This is a genomic window from Stenotrophomonas sp. C9D9, from assembly GCF_056491205.1.
This window is the reverse complement of record NZ_JBSZIF010000006.1, coordinates 182,051-200,325: the sequence shown is the minus strand read 5'-3', so window position 1 is coordinate 200,325 and position 18,275 is coordinate 182,051. Positions and strand designations below refer to the sequence as shown.

At 66.5% G+C, this 18,275-nt stretch carries 20 protein-coding genes; 8 read left to right on the top strand and 12 right to left on the bottom strand.

The window, feature by feature from the left end; translation table 11 throughout:
- Nucleotides 1–11 precede the first annotated feature (11 nt).
- From ACXI0D_RS16400 to ppsR, 5 genes are all read right to left on the bottom strand, one after another.
- Nucleotides 12–1,373 (bottom strand): MATE family efflux transporter, encoded by a 1,362-nt coding sequence (locus ACXI0D_RS16400; protein WP_119006448.1) that lies wholly within the window; start codon nucleotides 1,371–1,373, stop codon nucleotides 12–14.
- A 118-nt stretch (nucleotides 1,374–1,491) separates the two neighbouring features.
- Entirely contained in the window at nucleotides 1,492–2,109 is a 618-nt protein-coding gene (locus ACXI0D_RS16395) for a DUF2239 family protein (protein WP_101765707.1), read from the bottom strand.
- A gap of 143 nt (nucleotides 2,110–2,252) precedes the next feature.
- On the bottom strand, nucleotides 2,253–2,741 hold the full coding sequence (locus ACXI0D_RS16390; RefSeq protein ID WP_101765708.1) for an NUDIX hydrolase: 489 nt from the start codon (nucleotides 2,739–2,741) through the stop codon (nucleotides 2,253–2,255).
- 42 nt (nucleotides 2,742–2,783) lie between these two features.
- Complete coding sequence (locus ACXI0D_RS16385; protein ID WP_032956108.1) at nucleotides 2,784–3,293, bottom strand: DUF1249 domain-containing protein; 510 nt, start codon at nucleotides 3,291–3,293, stop codon at nucleotides 2,784–2,786.
- Between the two features lie 149 nt (nucleotides 3,294–3,442).
- Nucleotides 3,443–4,264, bottom strand: coding sequence for a posphoenolpyruvate synthetase regulatory kinase/phosphorylase PpsR (gene ppsR / locus ACXI0D_RS16380; RefSeq protein WP_014037622.1), 822 nt, complete (start codon nucleotides 4,262–4,264; stop codon nucleotides 3,443–3,445).
- A 144-nt stretch (nucleotides 4,265–4,408) separates the two neighbouring features.
- Between ppsR and ppsA the strand changes: the two genes are divergently transcribed.
- Nucleotides 4,409–6,787 carry a phosphoenolpyruvate synthase gene (ppsA, locus tag ACXI0D_RS16375; RefSeq protein WP_014037623.1) on the top strand — a complete coding sequence of 793 codons (2,379 nt, stop codon included), beginning with the start codon at nucleotides 4,409–4,411 and terminating at the stop codon, nucleotides 6,785–6,787.
- Nucleotides 6,788–6,931: 144 nt separating this feature from the next.
- Nucleotides 6,932–7,825 carry a mechanosensitive ion channel family protein gene (locus tag ACXI0D_RS16370; protein WP_014037624.1) on the top strand — a complete coding sequence of 298 codons (894 nt, stop codon included), beginning with the start codon at nucleotides 6,932–6,934 and terminating at the stop codon, nucleotides 7,823–7,825.
- An 87-nt stretch (nucleotides 7,826–7,912) separates the two neighbouring features.
- Here the strand turns inward: ACXI0D_RS16370 and ACXI0D_RS16365 are convergent, their stop codons facing one another.
- The 5 genes from ACXI0D_RS16365 to ACXI0D_RS16345 form a co-directional block, all read right to left on the bottom strand.
- Nucleotides 7,913–9,028: an alkene reductase gene (locus tag ACXI0D_RS16365; protein WP_119006449.1), complete on the bottom strand. Its 1,116-nt coding sequence runs from the start codon at nucleotides 9,026–9,028 to the stop codon at nucleotides 7,913–7,915.
- Between the two features lie 208 nt (nucleotides 9,029–9,236).
- Nucleotides 9,237–10,109 carry an EcsC family protein gene (locus ACXI0D_RS16360; RefSeq protein WP_119006450.1) on the bottom strand — a complete coding sequence of 291 codons (873 nt, stop codon included), beginning with the start codon at nucleotides 10,107–10,109 and terminating at the stop codon, nucleotides 9,237–9,239.
- Between the two features lie 113 nt (nucleotides 10,110–10,222).
- On the bottom strand, nucleotides 10,223–10,795 hold the full coding sequence (gene orn, locus ACXI0D_RS16355) for an oligoribonuclease (RefSeq protein WP_119006451.1): 573 nt from the start codon (nucleotides 10,793–10,795) through the stop codon (nucleotides 10,223–10,225).
- Nucleotides 10,796–10,869: 74 nt separating this feature from the next.
- On the bottom strand, nucleotides 10,870–11,394 hold the full coding sequence (gene tadA, locus ACXI0D_RS16350; protein WP_119006452.1) for a tRNA adenosine(34) deaminase TadA: 525 nt from the start codon (nucleotides 11,392–11,394) through the stop codon (nucleotides 10,870–10,872).
- A 75-nt stretch (nucleotides 11,395–11,469) separates the two neighbouring features.
- Nucleotides 11,470–11,829 (bottom strand): winged helix-turn-helix transcriptional regulator, encoded by a 360-nt coding sequence (locus ACXI0D_RS16345; RefSeq protein WP_014037629.1) that lies wholly within the window; start codon nucleotides 11,827–11,829, stop codon nucleotides 11,470–11,472.
- 78 nt (nucleotides 11,830–11,907) lie between these two features.
- On the opposite strand from ACXI0D_RS16345, the gene ACXI0D_RS16340 reads away from it, so the two are divergent.
- The 3 genes from ACXI0D_RS16340 to ACXI0D_RS16330 all read left to right on the top strand — a co-directional run bounded on the left by ACXI0D_RS16340 (nucleotide 11,908) and on the right by ACXI0D_RS16330 (nucleotide 13,445).
- The gene (locus tag ACXI0D_RS16340; RefSeq protein WP_119006453.1) at nucleotides 11,908–12,675 is read left to right on the top strand and encodes an NAD(P)H-dependent oxidoreductase; all 768 of its coding nucleotides are present in this window, start codon (nucleotides 11,908–11,910) and stop codon (nucleotides 12,673–12,675) included.
- A gap of 68 nt (nucleotides 12,676–12,743) precedes the next feature.
- Nucleotides 12,744–13,181 carry an acetyltransferase gene (locus ACXI0D_RS16335; RefSeq protein ID WP_049444276.1) on the top strand — a complete coding sequence of 146 codons (438 nt, stop codon included), beginning with the start codon at nucleotides 12,744–12,746 and terminating at the stop codon, nucleotides 13,179–13,181.
- A gap of 57 nt (nucleotides 13,182–13,238) precedes the next feature.
- Complete coding sequence (locus ACXI0D_RS16330) at nucleotides 13,239–13,445, top strand: hypothetical protein (RefSeq protein ID WP_049444278.1); 207 nt, start codon at nucleotides 13,239–13,241, stop codon at nucleotides 13,443–13,445.
- Between the two features lie 12 nt (nucleotides 13,446–13,457).
- Here ACXI0D_RS16330 and ACXI0D_RS16325 read toward each other — a convergent pair whose 3' ends face one another.
- Entirely contained in the window at nucleotides 13,458–13,964 is a 507-nt protein-coding gene (locus tag ACXI0D_RS16325) for a GNAT family N-acetyltransferase (protein ID WP_049444279.1), read from the bottom strand.
- Between the two features lie 261 nt (nucleotides 13,965–14,225).
- Here ACXI0D_RS16325 and ACXI0D_RS16320 point away from each other — a divergent pair, with 261 nt between their 5' ends.
- The 3 genes from ACXI0D_RS16320 to ACXI0D_RS16310 are packed head-to-tail and all read left to right on the top strand — an operon-like array spanning nucleotide 14,226 to nucleotide 16,904.
- Entirely contained in the window at nucleotides 14,226–14,882 is a 657-nt protein-coding gene (locus ACXI0D_RS16320; protein WP_479642809.1) for a hypothetical protein, read from the top strand.
- A gap of 43 nt (nucleotides 14,883–14,925) precedes the next feature.
- Nucleotides 14,926–15,579, top strand: a complete 654-nt coding sequence (locus tag ACXI0D_RS16315; RefSeq protein ID WP_119006455.1) for a hypothetical protein — start codon at nucleotides 14,926–14,928, stop codon at nucleotides 15,577–15,579.
- A complete protein-coding gene (locus ACXI0D_RS16310) occupies nucleotides 15,576–16,904 on the top strand; it encodes an XVIPCD domain-containing protein (protein WP_479642808.1) in 1,329 nt (442 codons plus the stop codon). Before ACXI0D_RS16315 ends, ACXI0D_RS16310 begins: the two co-directional genes overlap by 4 nt.
- A 54-nt stretch (nucleotides 16,905–16,958) precedes the next feature.
- Here ACXI0D_RS16310 and ACXI0D_RS16305 read toward each other — a convergent pair whose 3' ends face one another.
- Entirely contained in the window at nucleotides 16,959–18,227 is a 1,269-nt protein-coding gene (locus tag ACXI0D_RS16305) for a hypothetical protein (RefSeq protein WP_424143698.1), read from the bottom strand.
- Nucleotides 18,228–18,275: the final 48 nt, after the last annotated feature.

Here is an 18,275-nt window from a genome sequence, read left to right as displayed (position 1 = left end):
AGAGGCCGGCACTACCCAGCCTGCACCCGACGCCAACGCGCGAAACAGAACACCTGCATCACCAGCATCGCCAGCAACCCCAGCGGCCACGCCCACCACACGCCGGCCAGCCCATGCCGCGCCTGCAACCACATCGCCAGCGGCAGCTCCAGCAGCAGTACCGCCGCCATGCCCAGCAACGCGGGCAGCAAAACCGTTCCGCTGCCGCGCATCACCCCGACCAGCACAGTGCTGCCTCCCATCGCCAGCACGCCCCACGCTACTGTGCGCAACTGCAGCGTGGCCAGTTCGCGCGCTTCGGTCGTCACCAGGATCAGCCCAGTCAGCCAGGGCGCCAGCACCATCACCAGCAGCACCACCGCGCTCAGCATCGCCAGTCCAAGCAGCACGCCGGCGCGGGCGATGGCGGGCAGCCGCGCCGTACGCCCCGCGCCCATCGCATGCGCCGCGAGGATGGTGGCGGTAATGCCCAGTGACATCGCCGGCAGCTGCACCCAGCTCATCAACTGGTTGACCGCACCATAGGCGGCCGTGGCCGTGTAGCCGTAGCGGTTGATCCAGCCCAGCAACACGATCTCGGCAATGGCCAGGCTGAGCATCTGCAACGAAGACGGCACGCCGATGCGCAGCATCTCGCGGATGATCGCGCCGTCGAAACGGATGGCGCGCAGCAGGTCACGGCCCGGCGCCAGCGGATGCCGCACCCGATGCCAGCGCCACAGCAACCAGGCCAGGGCCAGCAGCGACGCGAACGCCGCGGATACGGCCGCACTGGCCGAACCCAGCTGCGGCAGGCCTGCCCCGCCCAGGATCAGCAGCGGCGTGCACAGCAGACCGACCGCCGTGGCCAGCAGCAGCGCATGCAGCGGCGACGTCGCATCGCCCACTGCACGGCTCACGGCAGTGGCCAGCCACAGCAGGAAGAACGCCGGGGCCGCCAGCAGCAGCACGCGCGCATAGACAATGGACTCACTGAGGACCGCTGCCGGCGTACCCAGCGCCGCCAGCAGCTGTGGCGCGAAACCGCCGCCCAAGGCCATCACCAGCACCGACAACAGCAGGATCAGCGCCACCGCGCTGCCAGCCACCGCGCGTGCCTGCTGCGGGCGACCCGCGCCCCAGGCCTGGCCGATCAACACCATTGCGCCCGTGGCCAGGCCCATCACCAGGGCCAGCAGCAGGAAGAAGACCGGGAAGAACGCGGCGGCCGCAGCCACCGCCTGTGTGCCAAGCAGGTGGCCGAGATAGATGTTGTCCAGCGTGCCTGCGGCCAGCTGCAGCGCATTGGTCAGCAACATCGGCAGCAGCAGCGTCAGGTAGGTGCGCCAAAGCGGGGGTGCTGCCGGAGGTATCGGATGTACAGGGGTGCTCATGGGGTTCTCTGGGCAAGGCGCCGCCCTGCCCGGCGTTTCCGCCAGCAAAGCAAGCACAGGGGAAGCGGGCCGCGGCCCGCGATCAGATGACGCCGTCGCTCAGCAACGGCGCGATGGCTCAGCCGTCAGCGTCTTCGAAGGCCAGGCGCAGGGCGTGGTCACGCACGTCCTCGGGCCAGGAATGCAGCGCCGCTTCCAGGCCCGCGCGGTCGTGCGCGAACAGCACGCGGATGGCCTCCTCGAAGCCCGGCAGGTCACCGGCGATGGCCTGCAGGAAGTGATAGGCACGCTCGCTGTGGCGGCGCTGCCGGTCCTTGTCGGCACCGGCACGGCTGGCCGCTTCCACCAGCCTGCGCAGTACCACGGAAGCCCCACCCGGCTGTTCGGCCAGCCACGCCCAATGGCGCGGCAACAGCGTCACTTCGCGGGCGACCACGCCCAGCTTGGGGCGGCCACGGCCACGCGGGGTTGCGGGTGCATCTTCGGCAGTGGCATCGGCCTCCGCCTCCATGGCGGCGGGAAACGCTTCGGTCACCCGCGCCAGCAGTTCTGCGTCGCTGCCGCGCGTGTCGAAATCGCGGGTTCGGCCGCTGGCGTTGTCGAATACCAGCAGCGGACCGGCGGCGTTGTCGGCACGCAGCTGTTTCAACGCCAGCGCAGCCACTTCAGGGGTACCGGAAGCGACCAGGCGATGGCCGTCGAAACAGCTGAAGGGAGGAAGTCGGGACGCAGGCATGGCAATGGCATCAGAGGTGACGCGCCAATATTGCCCGGGTAATTTATGGGAGTCAATATTGCCCGGGTATTAATTAACCAGGGGAGCGTGCCAACCAAGGTTGGCACCCACCCGAAAGGTTGGCGCCCACCCGATTCTTCGGGTCACAGACGACTGTAGGACCAGCTGACCATGCGGCCGTCCTTGTACGGCATCACCCCATGGAACGGGCGCGGGTCGGCGTCGAACACCAGCGGCAGGAAGTTGCGGTCGCCCTCCCACATCGGCAGCGTGTCCAGCTTGTCCAGGTCCACCCACTCCAGCGTGCCCTCGTGGTTGCCGCCGTGCGGGGTGCCCTCGAATCCATCGATGACGAACACGAAGCCCAGCCAGTCCTCGCCGTGCTTGCCGAAGCCCGGCCAGCTGATGGTGCCGCGCAGGTGCATGTCGGTGCAGAGGATGCCGGCTTCCTCGGCGATCTCGCGGCGCATGCTGGCCGCCACATCCTCGTCCGCTTCGATCTTGCCGCCCAGCCCGTTGTACTTGCCCAGGTGGTGGTCACCGGGACGGGTGTTGCGGTGGATCATCAACACCTGGCGACGATCGGGCGACAGCACATAGCCCAGGGTGGCGACGATCGGGGTATACGGCATGGGGCAGCATCCAGCGGCAGGTCAGCCGTGGATTATGGCCGATCAGCGCACCAGCGACAGGCGGCGCTCGGCGGGCGTGCCGGCGCCGTCGGGATCGCGGCGCAGGGTGGCGACACCGTGGCCACGCTCGGCCAGGTATTCCAGCCACTTGCCGAGGAAGGTGTTCATCCGCATGCGGTGGCTGATCAGCTCCGCCGGCGGCGGGTACAGGCCCATGGTGTCCTGCCAGCGACGACCGACGTAGCAGTGGGTGGTCTCGGCCTGGCGCGCGTCACGGTAAAGGCGCACATATGCCGAGGGATCCGGCTCACCGGTGACCGGGTCGGCCAGGTCGTAGGTCAGGCGCAGTTCCACCGTGTAGCGGTGGCACTCGATCACGTCCAGGCGGACATCCAGGCCGTCGCCGATCGAGGAAATGTAGCTGCCCGCCACCAGTCCGGCCGGTTCGAACAGGCGCACCAGGTGGCGGTAGTTTTCCGCGTACAGGCCCATGAGCCAGCTGAGCCGGCTCAGGCGGGGAATGCGTTCGGTGCGGGGCGAGGCTTGGGCCATGGGTCGATCCTACACGTTGGTGCTTCAACGTGGGGGCGGGATCGTCCCGACCAAAGGGGCTCGGTATCGACCAACGGTCGATACCCACCGCGGAGAAGGGGCAATGCCCGCCCCCAGGTAGGCCACGACCGTTGGTCGTGGCGCACGGATCAATACAGCTCGCGCTGCAGACCCAGCGTGGCCAGCACCTTGCTGGAAATCTCCTCGATCGAGGTATGCGTGGTGCTCAGGGTCGGGATCCGCTCCATGCGGAACATGGTCTCGGCCGCGGCCACCTCGCGCTTGCAGGTGTCCAGGTTGGCGTAGCGCGAGTTCGGGCGACGCTCCTGGCGGATCTGCTGCAGACGATCCGGGTCGATGGTCAGGCCGAACAGCTTGCGCCGGTAGGCACGCAGCCGCGGCGGCAGGCGGTCACTTTCCAGGTCTTCGTCGGTCAGCGGGTAGTTGGCCGCGCGCACCCCGTAATGCAGGGCCAGGTAGATGCAGGTGGGCGTCTTGCCGGCGCGCGACACCGCCACCAGGATCACGTCGGCATCGTCGTAGTTCACCGCGATCCCATCGTCATGGGTCAGGGCGAAGTTCATCGCGTTGATGCGGCGGTGGTAGGTGTCGAAATCGACCATGCCGTGGGCCTGGCCGACCCGCGCCAGGCGCGGACTGGCCAGTTCACGCTCCAGCGGCTCGATGAACGGCGCGAACACATCCAGCATCAGCGCCCCGCTGTCGGCCAGGATCAGGCTCAGGCTCTGGTCCACGCAGGAGTTCACCACGATCGGCCGGACCTGGTACCGCTCCCCCGCCGCCTGGATCCGGGCACAGGCTTCACGCGCTTTTTCGGGGTCGTCGACAAACGACATGCGGTCGGTAATGAAGCTGAACCCGGAGAACTGGGTAAGCAGGCTATGCCCAATGGTTTCAGCGGTGATACCGGTTCCATCGGAAACGTAGAACACCGGACGGATGGTCGACATGCGCGCTTTTACCCCCTACGAAGCTTAAAAAGGCCGCCAGCACAAGCTTGTGCCGACGGTGCTCTGCCCGGCATCATATCGGCTTCTTCCTACGGACGCGGCCACTCAGCCCGCCTCGGGCGATGGCCAAACGGAGCATCGCGCTTGAACGAGAACATCCTGTGGTTGCACGAACTGCGTCTGGCCGATCTGGCCCGCGTAGGCGGCAAGAATTCGTCGCTGGGCGAGATGATCGGCAACCTCGCCGGTCTGGGCGTTTCGGTGCCGGGCGGTTATGCCACCACCGCTGAAGCCTTCAAGGACTTCATCGCGCACAACGATCTGTCCAAGCGCATCTTCGACAAGCTGGCCACGCTGGACGTCGAGGACGTCAACGCACTGACCGCCGCCGGCAAGGAAATCCGCACATGGGTGATCGATGCGCCACTGCAGCCGCAGCTGGACCAGGACATCCGCACCGCCTACGCCCAGCTGAGCGCCGACAATGGCGGCGGCGACGTGGCCGTGGCCGTGCGTTCCTCGGCCACCGCCGAGGATCTGCCGGATGCCTCCTTCGCCGGCCAGCAGGAAACCTTCCTCAACGTCACCGGTGCCGACGACGTCGTGCACAAGGTCAAGGAAGTGTTCGCCTCGCTGTACAACGACCGCGCCATCGCCTACCGCGTGCACCACGGCTTCAAGCATGAGGACGTGTTCCTGTCCGCCGGCGTGCAGCTGATGGTGCGTTCGGGCGTCGGTTCCTCCGGCGTGCTGTTCACCCTGGACACCGAGTCCGGCTTCCGCGACGTGGTGTTCGTCACCTCGTCCTTCGGCCTGGGCGAAATGGTCGTGCAGGGCGCGGTCAACCCGGACGAGTACTACGTCTACAAGCCCACCCTGCAGGCCGGCAAGCCGGCGATCCTGCGCCGTTCGCTCGGCAGCAAGGCGATCCGCATGGTGTACTCGGATGTCCCGGGTGAGCGCGTCAGGATCGAGGACACCCCGGTCGAACTGCGCAACACCTTCTCGATCAGCGACGAGGACGTGCAGGAACTGTCCAAGCAGGCGCTGGTCATCGAAAAGCACTACGGCCGCCCGATGGACATCGAGTGGGCCAAGGACGGTGTCAGCGGCAAGCTGTTCATCGTGCAGGCCCGCCCGGAAACGGTGAAGTCGCGCAGCCATGCCACCCAGATCGAGCGCTTCGCGCTGACTGAAAAGGGCGGCAACGTGCTGGCCGAAGGTCGTGCCGTCGGTGCCAAGATCGGCTCGGGCGTGGCCCGCGTGGTGAAGACGCTGGATGACATGAACCGCGTGCAGCCGGGCGACGTGCTGATCGCCGACATGACCGATCCCGATTGGGAGCCGGTGATGAAGCGCGCTTCGGCCATCGTCACCAACCGTGGCGGCCGTACCTGCCACGCCGCGATCATCGCGCGCGAGCTGGGCGTGCCGGCCGTGGTCGGTTCGGGCAACGCCACCAAGGTGATCGAAGATGGCCAGCTGGTCACCGTCAGCTGCGCTGAAGGCGATACCGGCTTCATCTACGAAGGCAAGCTCGGCTTCGAGCGCACCACCACCGATCTGGGCAACATGCCGCCGGCACCGCTGAAGATCATGATGAACGTGGCCAACCCGGAACGTGCCTTCGACTTCGGCCAGCTGCCGAACGCCGGCATTGGCCTGGCCCGCCTGGAAATGATCATCGCCAGCCACATCGGCATCCACCCGAACGCGCTGCTGGAATACGACCGCCAGGACGCAGCGACGAAGAAGAAGATCGACGAGAAGATCGCCGGCTATGGTGATCCGGTCAGCTTCTACGTGGATCGCCTGGCCGAAGGCATCGCCACCCTCACCGCCTCGGTCGCCCCGAACGCCGTGATCGTGCGCCTGTCGGACTTCAAGTCCAACGAGTACGCCAACCTGATCGGCGGCAGCAACTACGAGCCGCACGAAGAGAACCCGATGATCGGCTTCCGCGGCGCCAGCCGTTACGTCGACCCGAGCTTCTCGGCCGCCTTCGCGCTGGAGTGCAAGGCCGTGCTGCGCGTGCGCAACGAAATGGGCCTGGACAACCTGTGGGTCATGATTCCGTTCGTGCGCACCCTGGAAGAAGGCCGCAAGGTCATCGAGGTGCTGGAACAGAACGGCCTGAAGCAGGGCGAGAACGGCCTGAAGATCATCATGATGTGCGAAGTGCCGTCCAACGCACTGCTCGCCGATGAGTTCCTGGAAATCTTCGACGGCTTCTCGATCGGCTCCAACGACCTGACCCAGCTCAGCCTGGGCCTGGACCGTGACTCGTCGATCGTCGCGCACCTGTTCGACGAACGTAACCCGGCAGTGAAGAAGCTGCTGTCGATGGCGATCAAGTCGGCACGTGCCAAGGGCAAGTACGTTGGCATCTGCGGCCAGGGCCCGTCCGATCATCCGGATCTGGCCGAATGGCTGATGCAGGAAGGCATCGAGTCGGTGTCGCTGAACCCGGACACCGTGGTCGATACCTGGCTGCGCCTGGCCAAGCTGAAGGCCAACGGCTGATGCCATGATGGGCTGACGTCGTGTTCATCGGCGTCCGCCCATACTGCTGCTGCACGCAAGCCCCGCCTCTGCGGGGCTTCGTGTTTCTGGCGTCCACGTACGCCCTGCCCCGCGCAGACTTCCCCCGCAGCAAAGGATTTCCGCATGATCGTCGCCGCCGCACCCGCTCCCGCCGCAACGCCCTGGTTCCACTCGCTCGATTGGGAACGCCTGCTGGAGACCTACGGCGTGCCATTGCTGGCCGCGATCGTGGTGCTGCTGGTCGGCATGTGGGTGGCACGACGCCTGTCCAACGCGATGCCACGCGCCACCGCGCGCATGGGCGTGGACCCGATGCTGGGCAATTTCCTGCGCAACGTGGTGTACGCCGCGTCGCTGGTGATCGTGGTGGTGCTGGCGATCGGCACGCTGGGCGTGCAGATCACCCCGCTGCTGGCCGTACTTGGCACCGCCGGCCTGGCGGTAGGCCTGGCGCTGAAGGATTCGCTGTCCAACATCGCCTCGGGCGTGATGCTGGTGACGCTGCGCCCGTTCCGCGTCGGTGATGTGGTGACGGTGGCCGGACAAACCGGCACGGTGCGCGAAGTGCGCATCTTCCAGACCGTCATCACCGGTGCCGACAACCAGCACACCACCATTCCGAACACGTTGATCACCGCCGCGCCGATCATCAACCTGACCGCCGAGCCGACCCGCCGCGTCGAACTGGTGGTGGGCATCGGCTATGAAGACAACATCCAGCTGGCGCGCGACACCGCGCTGGCGCTGATGAAGGCCGACCCGCGCGTGTTGCAGACGCCGGCACCGGACGTGGTGGTGTACGAGCTGGGCGCGCACGCGATCAATCTTGGCATCCGCTGCTACGTGAAGTCGGCCGACTGGTTCGGTACAAAGGTCACGCTGCTGGAACAGCTCAAGCTGGGCTTCGACAAGGCCGGCATCAACATCCCGTATCCGCAGCAGGACATGCACCTGTACCTGCATGGCAAGGATGGCGGCGTGGTCGAGGCCGACGCGCTGGTGCGCGACAAGCCCTGATCCGACACAGAAATGCCGGCCAGCGGCCGGCACTACCCTGCCCCGCGCGCCCCGGTAGTGCCGGCCGCTGGCCGGCAGCCTCCAGGATCAGGCCGCGACGCTCTCTTCCAGCGTCGCGTAATCGGTGAACCCGACCGCACCACCGCCGAAGAACGTCGCCCGATCCGGCGGATTCAATTCCGCACCCAGACGCAGGCGCTCCGGCAGGTCCGGGTTGGCGATGAACGGGCGACCGAAGCCGATCAGGTCGGCCCAGCCTTCCGCCAGTGCCTGCTCGGCGCGCTCGGCGGTGTACTTGCCGGCGTAGATCAGGGTGCCCGGGTAGACCATGCGCAGCGCCTGCTTGAAGGCCACCGGCATCGGCGGTGCATCGTCCCAGTCGGCTTCGGCGATGTGCAGGTAGCCCACGCCCAGCGCACCCAGCAGGTGCGCCGCGGCCAGGTAGGTAGCCTGCGGCGTATCGTCCACCGCGCCCTGCAGCGTCGTCAGCGGCGCCAGGCGCACGCCCACACGATCACCGCCCGTCACCGCGGTCACCGCCTCCACGACCTCGCGCAGGAAACGCAGCCGGTTCTGCAGCGAGCCGCCATAGCCGTCGCTGCGCTGGTTGGCCTGCGAGTCGATGAACTGGTTGATCAGGTAGCCATTGGCCCCGTGCAGCTCGACGCCATCGAAGCCGGCGGCCAGTGCATTGCGGGCGGCCTGGGCATAGTCGGCGATGATGCCCGGAATCTCGTCCTCGGCCAGCGCGCGCGGCATCGAGTGCTGGATCATTTCACCCACGCCCGCTTCCGGGCCTGCGCCGGTGGGGTCGACAAATACCTTCGCGCCCTCGGCCAGCAGCGCCGACGACGACACCGGCGCGGCGCCGCCGGGCTGCAGGGCCACGTGCGAGACCCGGCCCACATGCCACAGCTGGGCGTAGATGCGGCCGCCAGCGGCGTGCACCGCATCGGTCACCCGGCGCCAGCCCTGCACCTGTTCCGGGCTGTGGATGCCCGGGGTCCAGGCATAACCCTGGCCCTGCGGGCTGATCTGGGTGCCTTCGCTGACGATCAGGCCGGCACTTGCGCGCTGCGCGTAATACGCGGCCATATCTGCGGTGGCGACGTTGCCGTGCGCTGCACGCGAGCGTGTCATCGGCGGCATCACGATGCGGTTGGGCAACGTCAGCGCGCCCAGGCGGTGGGGGGTGAACATCATGGCGGCAATCTCTTGCGGGGGGGAGTGCCGCAAAGGATGGGGATGCCGACTGCCATGCAACAGGCATGCGCCGGCAAAACAATTGTTCCCCCGAGGCAAGGATGGCCGCCCAGGGGTCAGAGCCCCTTCCTGCGGAACGGGATCCGACCCCGCGCGCAACCGGGGTCGGATCCCTTTGCAACGCAAAGGACTCTGACCCCAGTACCGATTACAGCGTCGGCTCAATCTTGACCGCGCCATGTGCCACGCGGTCATAGCAGCTGCGCACCACGTCTTCCCCGTACTTGAGCTCCAGCCGACGCACAATGAAGTGGCCGCGCGCCATGTCCTGGTAGTAATCGGTGAACATGGTATTCAGTGTTGCACCTGCGGCCGCACCGACGATCGGCACCGCCTGCGCGGCGAATTTCTCGGTAACCACTACGCCAAAGCGCGCCGCCACCTTCTCCACCATCTTCGCCAGCAGCTTGCCAGCTTCCTTCGGCGCCACGCCCAGGGTCAGGTCGCGGCCGGTCACCACGCGCCCGGCCAGTTCGGCCGACAGATGGCGCATCACGTCGGTGGTGAAGCCGCGGGCCAGGTAGTAGCCGGTCTCGCTGGCATCATCGCGCGGCGAGTTGCCGCCCAGCGCGAACACCTCCAGGCAGGCCTGGCGGGTGCTGAATTCGGACAGGTCGAAACCCTCGCTGCGGGCCACGTCCGCCACCGCGCGCATCATGATGGTGGTCGACACCGGCAGCTCGATGAACAAGGCCGCGAAGCCGAAGGCCCCGCCGACCGCACCCGAGGTGGCTGCCGCCAGTTTGTGCCAGCGGGTGGACGCTCCCTTGCCAGGTGAGTTGTCCATGCTCCACAGGGCCGCCTGCGCCGACTTGGACAGCGCCGCCTGCACCGCCCCGTGGATGCGGCCGGAGACCGCCTTGGGCAGCGCCTTCACCGCGAACTCCAGCGGCGTGCCGACCAGGTTGGCCATGCGCGCGGTCAGGGTCGGCGCTTCAAGCAAGGCCACCGCCCGCTGCAGGTCGGACCAGTCGCGGGCGTCGTGGGCAATGTCGCGGGGAAGCAGGATGGGCTCGTTCATGGCGCTGATCTTAGCGCCGGATGGTTGAACGGTTCGTCGCGGGAGTCAGGGCCCTTTCCGCTGGAAAGGGGGCCGCCCCCGTGGGATTGCCGGCCAGCGGCCGGCGCTACCGGTCAAGAGGTCGGCAGGCCCGACAGCGCGCCCATGAACTGGCGGTAGTGGCGCAGCTCGGCGATCGAATCGTGCACGTCGCTCAGCGCGGTGTGATTGCTGTTCTTGCCGACGCCAGCGGCCACGTTCGGCGCCCAGCGCTTGGCCAGTTCCTTCACCGTGGACACGTCCAGGTTACGGTAGTGGAAGTACTTCTCCAGGCGCGGCATCTGGCGGTGCAGGAAGCGGCGGTCCTGGCAGATGGAGTTGCCGCACATCGGCGACAGGCCGGCCGGAATCCACTGCGCCAGGAAGTTCACTGTCTGTGCCTCGGCCTGGCCGAGGGTGGTGGTGCTGTCCACCACGCGCTGCCACAGGCCTGAACGGCGATGCTGGTTGCGGTTCCACTCATCCATCGCTTCCAGGGTTTCAAGCGGGTGGTGGATGGCGAACTCCGGACCTTCGGCCAATACGTTCAGCTGGGCATCGGTGACCACGGTGGCGATCTCGATGATCGAATCGTTGTCGGTATCCAGCCCGGTCATTTCCAGGTCGATCCAGATCAGTCGTTCGTTGGCCGCGCCGTTGTCCGCCATGTGTCGCCTCGTTGCTGGGCAGGCGCGCGGCCTACCGGTGAAGGAAAGAGGCGCCCATCATACCCGTTCGCCCCTCAGGCCTCGCCGGCATGGTCTTCCAGCAGCAGCGGCGGCTTGCCACGCTTGGCACGGAAATAGTTGGTCAGGCGCATGCTGGCCTCCTTGGCCAGCACCCCGCCGTGGATCTCGACGCGGTGGTTGTGGCGGGTATCGCCGAGCAGGTCGAACACGCTGCCGCAGGCCCCGGTCTTGGGGTCGCTGGCGCCGTAGACCAGGCGCGAGACGCGTGCATGCACGATCGCCATCGCGCACATCGCACAGGGCTCCAGGGTCACGTACAGGGTGCTGCCAAGCAACCGGTGGTTGGCCAGCAACCTGCCACCGGCGCGCATGGCTACGATCTCGGCATGCGCACTGGGGTCGTGCGAGGCGATGTTGAGGTTCCAGCCCTCGCCCAGCAGCTGGCCATCGGCGCTCACCAGTACCGCACCGACCGGGATCTCGTCGAACTCGCGCTGCGCACGCTCGGCCAGCGCCAGCGCATGGCGCATCCAGCGTTCATCGGCGTCGTGCACCGGTACACCCAGGGCATCGGTCATGGCGGTTCTCGCGTGTCTACAGGGCCAGGATGGCCGCCGGGGCCGCATTGTACGCCCGGGGCCGTGCAGGCGCCGCTAACGCGCGTCGAAGCGCTCGCGGGCGGCGTCCAGCGCCGGGAAATTGTGCTCTGCCCAACGGTCCAGCGCGGTCAGGGTGTCTACCAGGCTGCGCGCAACCTCGGTCAACCGGTATTCGACATGCAGCGGCTTGCTCCCCAGATCGCAGCGCTCCACCAGGCCGTTGCGCTCCAGCTGCCGCAGGGTCTGCGTCAGCACCTTCTGCGAGATGCCTTCGATCTTCCGCAGCAGTGCGCCGTTGCGTTGCGGGCCCTGCGCCAACGCTGGCAACAGCAGCATCACCCACTTGCCGGAGATCAGCGCCAGCGCATCGCGTGCCGAGCAATCGGCGGCATAGACATCGCCCGGATAGGCCATGGTTACCTCAAGGTGCGTAATTGCCGGGGCACTCCGGCATCGCGAGGATGGTCGCACACTCCACCAACACCTCGCCCCATGCGCGCCCTGATCCTGCTTGCCCATCCCGAACCCCGCTCGTTCAACGCCCATCTGGCCGCGCAGGCCGCCGAGCAGCTGCGGCGTGACGGTGTGCAGGTGGAGGCAATCGATCTGTATGCGGAAGGCTTCGATCCATTGGAAGCCGCATACCACCATCCTCAGCGCCTGCAGCGCGAACGCTTCGATGCCCAGCGCGAACAACGCCACAGCGCCGAGCATGATCTTCTGCCCACCGACGTGCGCCGCCACCTGCAGCTGCTGCAGGCCACTGACCTGCTGATCCTGCAGTTCCCGCTGTGGTGGTTCGCGGCACCGGCCATCCTCAAGGGCTGGCTGGACCGCGTGCTGGTCTACGGGCCGATGTACAACAGCCGCCAGCGCCACGAGCACGGCGTGATGCGCGGCAAGCGCGCGTTGCTGAGCATCACCACCGGCTCATCGGCACGGGCCTGCGCCGTCGACGGCCGCGAGGGTGATACCCGGTTGTTGCTGTGGCCGTTGATGTACAGCCTGCGCTACGTCGGCTTCGACGTGATGGAACCGCATGTGGTGCATGGTGTGCGTTCCGGGCTGGCACCGGAGCGCGTGCAGGCGCACGACGAGGCATTGGCTGCGGCCGCCGATTGCTACTGCGAACGACTCGCGCAATGGCCGCAGTGGCCCACCGTGCCTTTCAACGACAGCGGAGATTTCGAGGACGGCGTGGTGCTGCGCGCAGAGGCCACAGCCTACAGCCCCTTCATCCGCCATCGCCACACCGGGTGAATCCACTTCTGCAGGCGCCGCCGGAAAACTTCATACTGCGCATTCCTGTCAAGCACCTTGGTGAACCCATGACCACCCTGCGCCCCTCGCGCGCCGACGACGGCACCGCCCTCGTCGACCTCTGGCGCCGCGCCGTCGACGCCACCCACGATTTCCTCAGCGCCGAAGACCGTCAGGCCATCGATGCCGAAGTGGCTGCCTTCCTGCCACAGGCGCCGATGACCGTTGCCGTCGATGCGCAGGATCGGCCCTTGGGCTTCATGCTGATCGACGGCACACACATGGAAGCGCTGTTCATCGATCCCGACGTGCGCGGCACTGGTATCGGTCGGCAGCTGTTGCAGCACGCACTCGCCCTGCATCCGCAGCTGAGTACCGACGTCAACGAACAGAACGCGCAGGCCGTTGGCTTCTACGTCCGCATGGGCTTCGTCGAAACCGGCCGCTCACCGCTCGATTCGCAGGGCCGTCCGTATCCCCTGATCCATCTCCGGTACAACGCCTGACATCCATCGGCAGCAGCCACGTGCTAGCGTGGCTGCTTTCGGAGAGGAGTGCCGTGCATGGACGGTGGCAGAGCCCTGCTGACCCTGTTCGCGCTGGGAATCAGTCTGGTATGGATCCTGGTGCCGTTCGCGATCTTCGCGGTGCGCAATCTGCTGCGCGAGCTGTTGGCCGAGCAGCGTCGCACCAATGAACTGCTTGAACACATCGGCGGCTACCGCATTCCCAAGCCGCAACCCGAGCCCACCGTCTGGCGTGCGCCCTGACCTCCCGCATGCTCAGGCGGTGGCTTCAAAGGCCGTGGAATAGCTCACCTCGCCCTGCGCCATCGGCGGCCGCAGGCACAGCGCCTGGAAGTACTCTGGCGGAACACCCGGCAGCACCAGGCCCGGCTCGGCGCGGAACCCGAACCGTCCGTAATACGCGGGCTCCCCCAGCAAGACACAGCCCTGCGCACCCTGCTCACGCAATGCGTCGAGCGCCGCGTGCATCAGCGCCGCGCCAATGCCCTGCCCCTGCCATCCGGGCAGCACCGAGATGGGCCCCAGGCCAAACCAGCCGGTGCTGCCATCGCTGATCGTCACCGGCGACAGCGCGATGTGGCCGACCACCTGCCCTTGCCGCTCGGCGACCAGCGAAATGCTCAGCTCTCCGCGTGCACGCAGCGCGTCGACGATGAACTGCTCGGTGTGGCTGCTGTGCGGGGCTTCGCGGAAGGCCGCCTCGGTGAGTGCATGGATGACCGCGTGGTCTTCGCGGGTTTCGGGGCGGATCGTGCAGTTCAAGGAGAACGCCTTTGATGAAGTGATGGACATGTGAATGATCGGTTTCCGTCACGGATTCAGCTACGAACCTGCGTCCGGCAGCAGAGCCAACGCGACGATGGGATGCCCTGTGCGGCAAGCGATCTGCCGGCGCGGCTCGCCCTGGGCGCGTCAAAAATCCGTCTCGAGGGGTGGCACAGGGCTCCCGGCACGCTCCATAATCGAGAAACCTGCCACCCAGGAAGGATATATGGACATGGACGCACGATGCAGGATCGGGCCATGGGTGTAGCACACCGCGCACACAGGGGACGGCCATTGCTGGCATTGCTCACCCTCCTCCCGTTGGCGGCGTGCTCGCCGTACGCCGATGCCGAGCGTGACGTCGACGCGGGTGGACGCGGCCTGGCCAAGCTCAACCCGGCCCCGAAGCAGGCCTATGAGCTGGTGCTGACACTGAAGAACGCACCGGGCCCGTTCGCGATTGTTGAGGGCGTGGCCCAGTATGACGCCAGCAACTACGCAGATTGTGGGCGGATCTTACCCGCGACAGGCACTGCGGGCCGCATCACCAGCCAAGAGCCCGTCACGCTGCGCAAGATCGGCGAGAACGAGTATCGCGGCACGTTCTACTTCGACCGTATGCAGGACGAGGACTACTACGGGCGTGGCGTCTGCCATTGGTCGCTGACGGGTGTTGGCACGATGCTGCGCGCCACGACCGGCAAGGCGGATACGCGATTCCTGACGTATTTCAGAAAGGAACGCATGAACGCCGAATCGCCATTGACTCTCTACTATCCGAAGGCTGCCTATCCTCGCGCCGAACTTGCTGCCAACTATCCTGCAAGTGGCAAGGAAGATCCGTCAGCGTACAAAGAAGAGCTGCGCGACGCGCTGTTCTCGACCACCACCACTGTGCAGAAGCTCGCGCCATGAACTGCCAGTGTCACATTTACCTCTATCCCCAAGGAGGCCGACATTGCGCCACAAGATGATTCCGTGCCTTGCTCTGCTTCTGTTGACCGCCTGCCATCCGGAGACCGCCATGAACCAGGAACGTGCCGCTGCTGAAGCCGATGTCGCCCAGGGTGGGCGCGGGCTCGCAAAGCTCAACCCCAGCCCGCGCAAGGCCTATGAACTGGTGCTGCGCCTGAAGGATGCCCCCGGCGATTTCGCTCTGGTCAAGGGCGTGGCTCAGTACGACGTCACCAACGAAGACCAGTGCGGCCACATCGAGCCAGCCACCGGTACGGCTGCTCGCATTACCAGCCAGGAGCCAGTGGAGCTGCGCAAGGTCGCCGATGGCGAGTACCGGGGCACGCTGTATGTGGACCGCATGCTGGATGAAGACTACTACGGTCGTGGCGTGTGCAAGTGGGAGTTCACCGGTGCCGGGGCAATGCTGAAGGCAACGGGCGCTGAAGAAGAGACCCGCTTCCTCACCTTCGTTGACGCCAAGCCGCTGACCGAAGGTGGCGCGCATACGCTCTACTATCCGGATCTGGTCTATCCGAAGGCAGATCGCGTTCCGAATTTCCCCGCCAGCGGCGAGCCCGATCGCAGCAATTACGCCCCTGATCTTCAGGACAAGCTGTTTACGATCACCCTCTCCGCAAGTGAGGTGGCGCCGTGACCATCACCTCCCAGGATTACGCCGCGTTATCTGATGACGCCTACAAGGATCGGGCCGTCGGCCGACGTGAACCCGGCCAGGAAGAGAAGGTCACGTTAAACGGCCATGAGTACAAGATACTTGAGCATGTCAACAATCGTCTCAACGGCTATCAAGGTACTGTCTATCAGCGCGTAGACAGCAAAGAGATCGTCATTGCGCATCGTGGCACCGAGCAGATAGCTCGCGATGCGATTCTGACCGATGGCGGCATGGTGGTTGCGCGCACCAACGTGCAGGCGCCCGACGCGATTGCCTTGACACAGAGGACGCTTGAAGGCGTCGCGCTTCAATCGCGCTTGAACGGTGTACCCGCCCCCCAGGTCACCGTCACCGGCCACTCTCTCGGCGGCGCCCTGGCCCAGATCACCTCGCACCACTTCAACGTCAAGGGCGAGACCTTCAACGCCTATGGCGCGGTCAGCCTCAGCTACCGCATCCCGGAAGGCGGCAACACCATGATCAACCACGTCATGGCCTCCGATCCGGTCAGCTCGGCCTCGCCGCACTTCGGCCAGGTGCGCATCTATGCCAAGCCGGATGAGATCAAGACACTCGCCGCAAACGGCTTCAGCAATCACCCGATGCGCGCCCTCATCCCGGACAGCCCGCTCGTCGCGGCGGGAAGCTCGTTCGGCGCGCACAAGCTGGGCAACTTCCTCGGCGACGGCTCAGTGCTGAAACATCCGGAAACGCAGAAGCTGGCAAAAGACAACGCCAAGATGATCGAGGAGTACCGCGACGATGTCGAATCACTGCGTCGTGGTGTCACCCGCGCGGCACGCGGCATTCCGGGCGGCGCCGTCGATCTGTACGACCATATCCGCGGCCCGCTGCAGCCCGGTGAGCCGGCACGCCGCGAAGCAGAGAAGAACGGCCATCACACCAGCATGCTGCGCATGGACGATGCCAACCATCTTGGCAATCCCTTGTTCAACGATGCGATCCGCGGCGTGCACGCGCAGGACGTGCGCGTCGGACGCGTGCCGGACGTAATGAGCACGCAGCTGGCAGGCAGCCTGGCTGCCGAAATGCACGCGGCAGGCGGTAAGCGCATCGACGACGTGGTGATGAATGCCGATGCCTCGCGCAGCTTCGCCGTGCAGGGCCAGGGCGGTGATCCCGCCCACCTGCGCGTGTCGGTGGATACGGCGGTAGCAATGAACACACCGCTGGAACAGAGCAGCCAGCGCATCGACCAGCAGGCCGCAGGCCAGCGCCTTGAACTGGAGCGCGACCAACAGCTGGAGCAGCAGCAGAATCAGACTCGCAGCCTGCAGGCCTGACGGACAGCACGGGAGCCGGTCATTCCGGCTCCCGCTTCAGCTCGACACCGCGCCTCAGGGGCTGGAGGCTGCGATCGCTCCAGACCCATTGGCGGTCACGAACAGATCCGGCCCGGAATCCGGGAATCCACCACAGGCGCGATCGCCTGGTGCCACCGGATCGCAGGGCCATTGCGCACGCGCCACCTTCTCTCGCAGCTCGAAGCGATCACCGGTCCAGACCACGAACGCGATGTGCTCGCGGTTCCAGTCGCTGTAGGCACGCGGACTGCCCTTCTGCGCCGACTCGGGGTACTGCACGAACCAGCGCATGGCCGGACCGTACTGCAACTTGCTGTGGTCCAGGCTGATCCGGCCCTCGCGCGACAGCTGGCGCGCACGTTCAGCCTCCGTCACCTGGGGCATGGCCGGCATGGCATCGGCGGTCACATCCCTCGGCGCGGCGTCCCCACGCACCTGGTACACGCGCTGGGCCATATAGGCCTCGCGGCAGTCACCCGCTGGCACACGTACCGGCTCCGCGCCGTACTCATCGGGGTTGGCGACCCGGTCGCTGCAGGTGAACGGCGCTGACACCAGATAGAACGTGCTGTCGGCGTCGCGCCCTTCCAGCGAACGCACCCAGATGTCACCCATCCGCACGATGAAGTCCGGGCGCTGGCCGTAGCCCGGCACGGCCTTGAACCAGGCCTTCTGCTGTACCTCTCGCTCGCGCCAGCTGCGCGGCAGGTGGATGTCCTGCTGGGGCAGCGCGACCAGCATCGCAGCCAGATGCGCCGGCATCGTGCCCTGGCAGGCGCCGATCAGCAGGTCGCCCTGGGTCGCCAGGCGCCCGGCCAGATCCACCGGGCAGCGGGCACCAAGCGCACGCTCGGTCGCCTGCTCGGGCGGCAACGGCACGATGGCCAATGCAGGCGGTGCCGGCGCTACCGCCGGGACCGTTGGTTCGACGACGGCAGGCGATGCAGCCACAGGCGCCGCCGCTGCGGGCGGAACGGGCGCAGGCGCCGGTTCCGCAGTCGGCGCCGGTTGCGCGTCCACCACAGGTGTCGCAGGAGGTGTCACGGCAACCGGTACTTCGGGAGCCGGTGCCACGACCACAGCTTCGGCCGCCATGGGTGCTGCAACGGGCGCCGCCCCTGCAGGCGCGTCAACGGTTGCCTCTGCAGCGAGGGGCGTCTCCACGGCGGGTGCCGCCGCCTCCTGAGCCTGTGCCGACGCTGCGGCAAGTCCAAGTGACAGCAGCCAGAGCGGCGGCAGGCGGCGCATGGATGCATTGCAGCGGGCAGCGGCGTGCCGGGCATTCGAGGGAACGATTCGCATGTGGTGTCCTTACAAGTGGGTTTCCATGTCGGCGCCACGGGGGCGCCA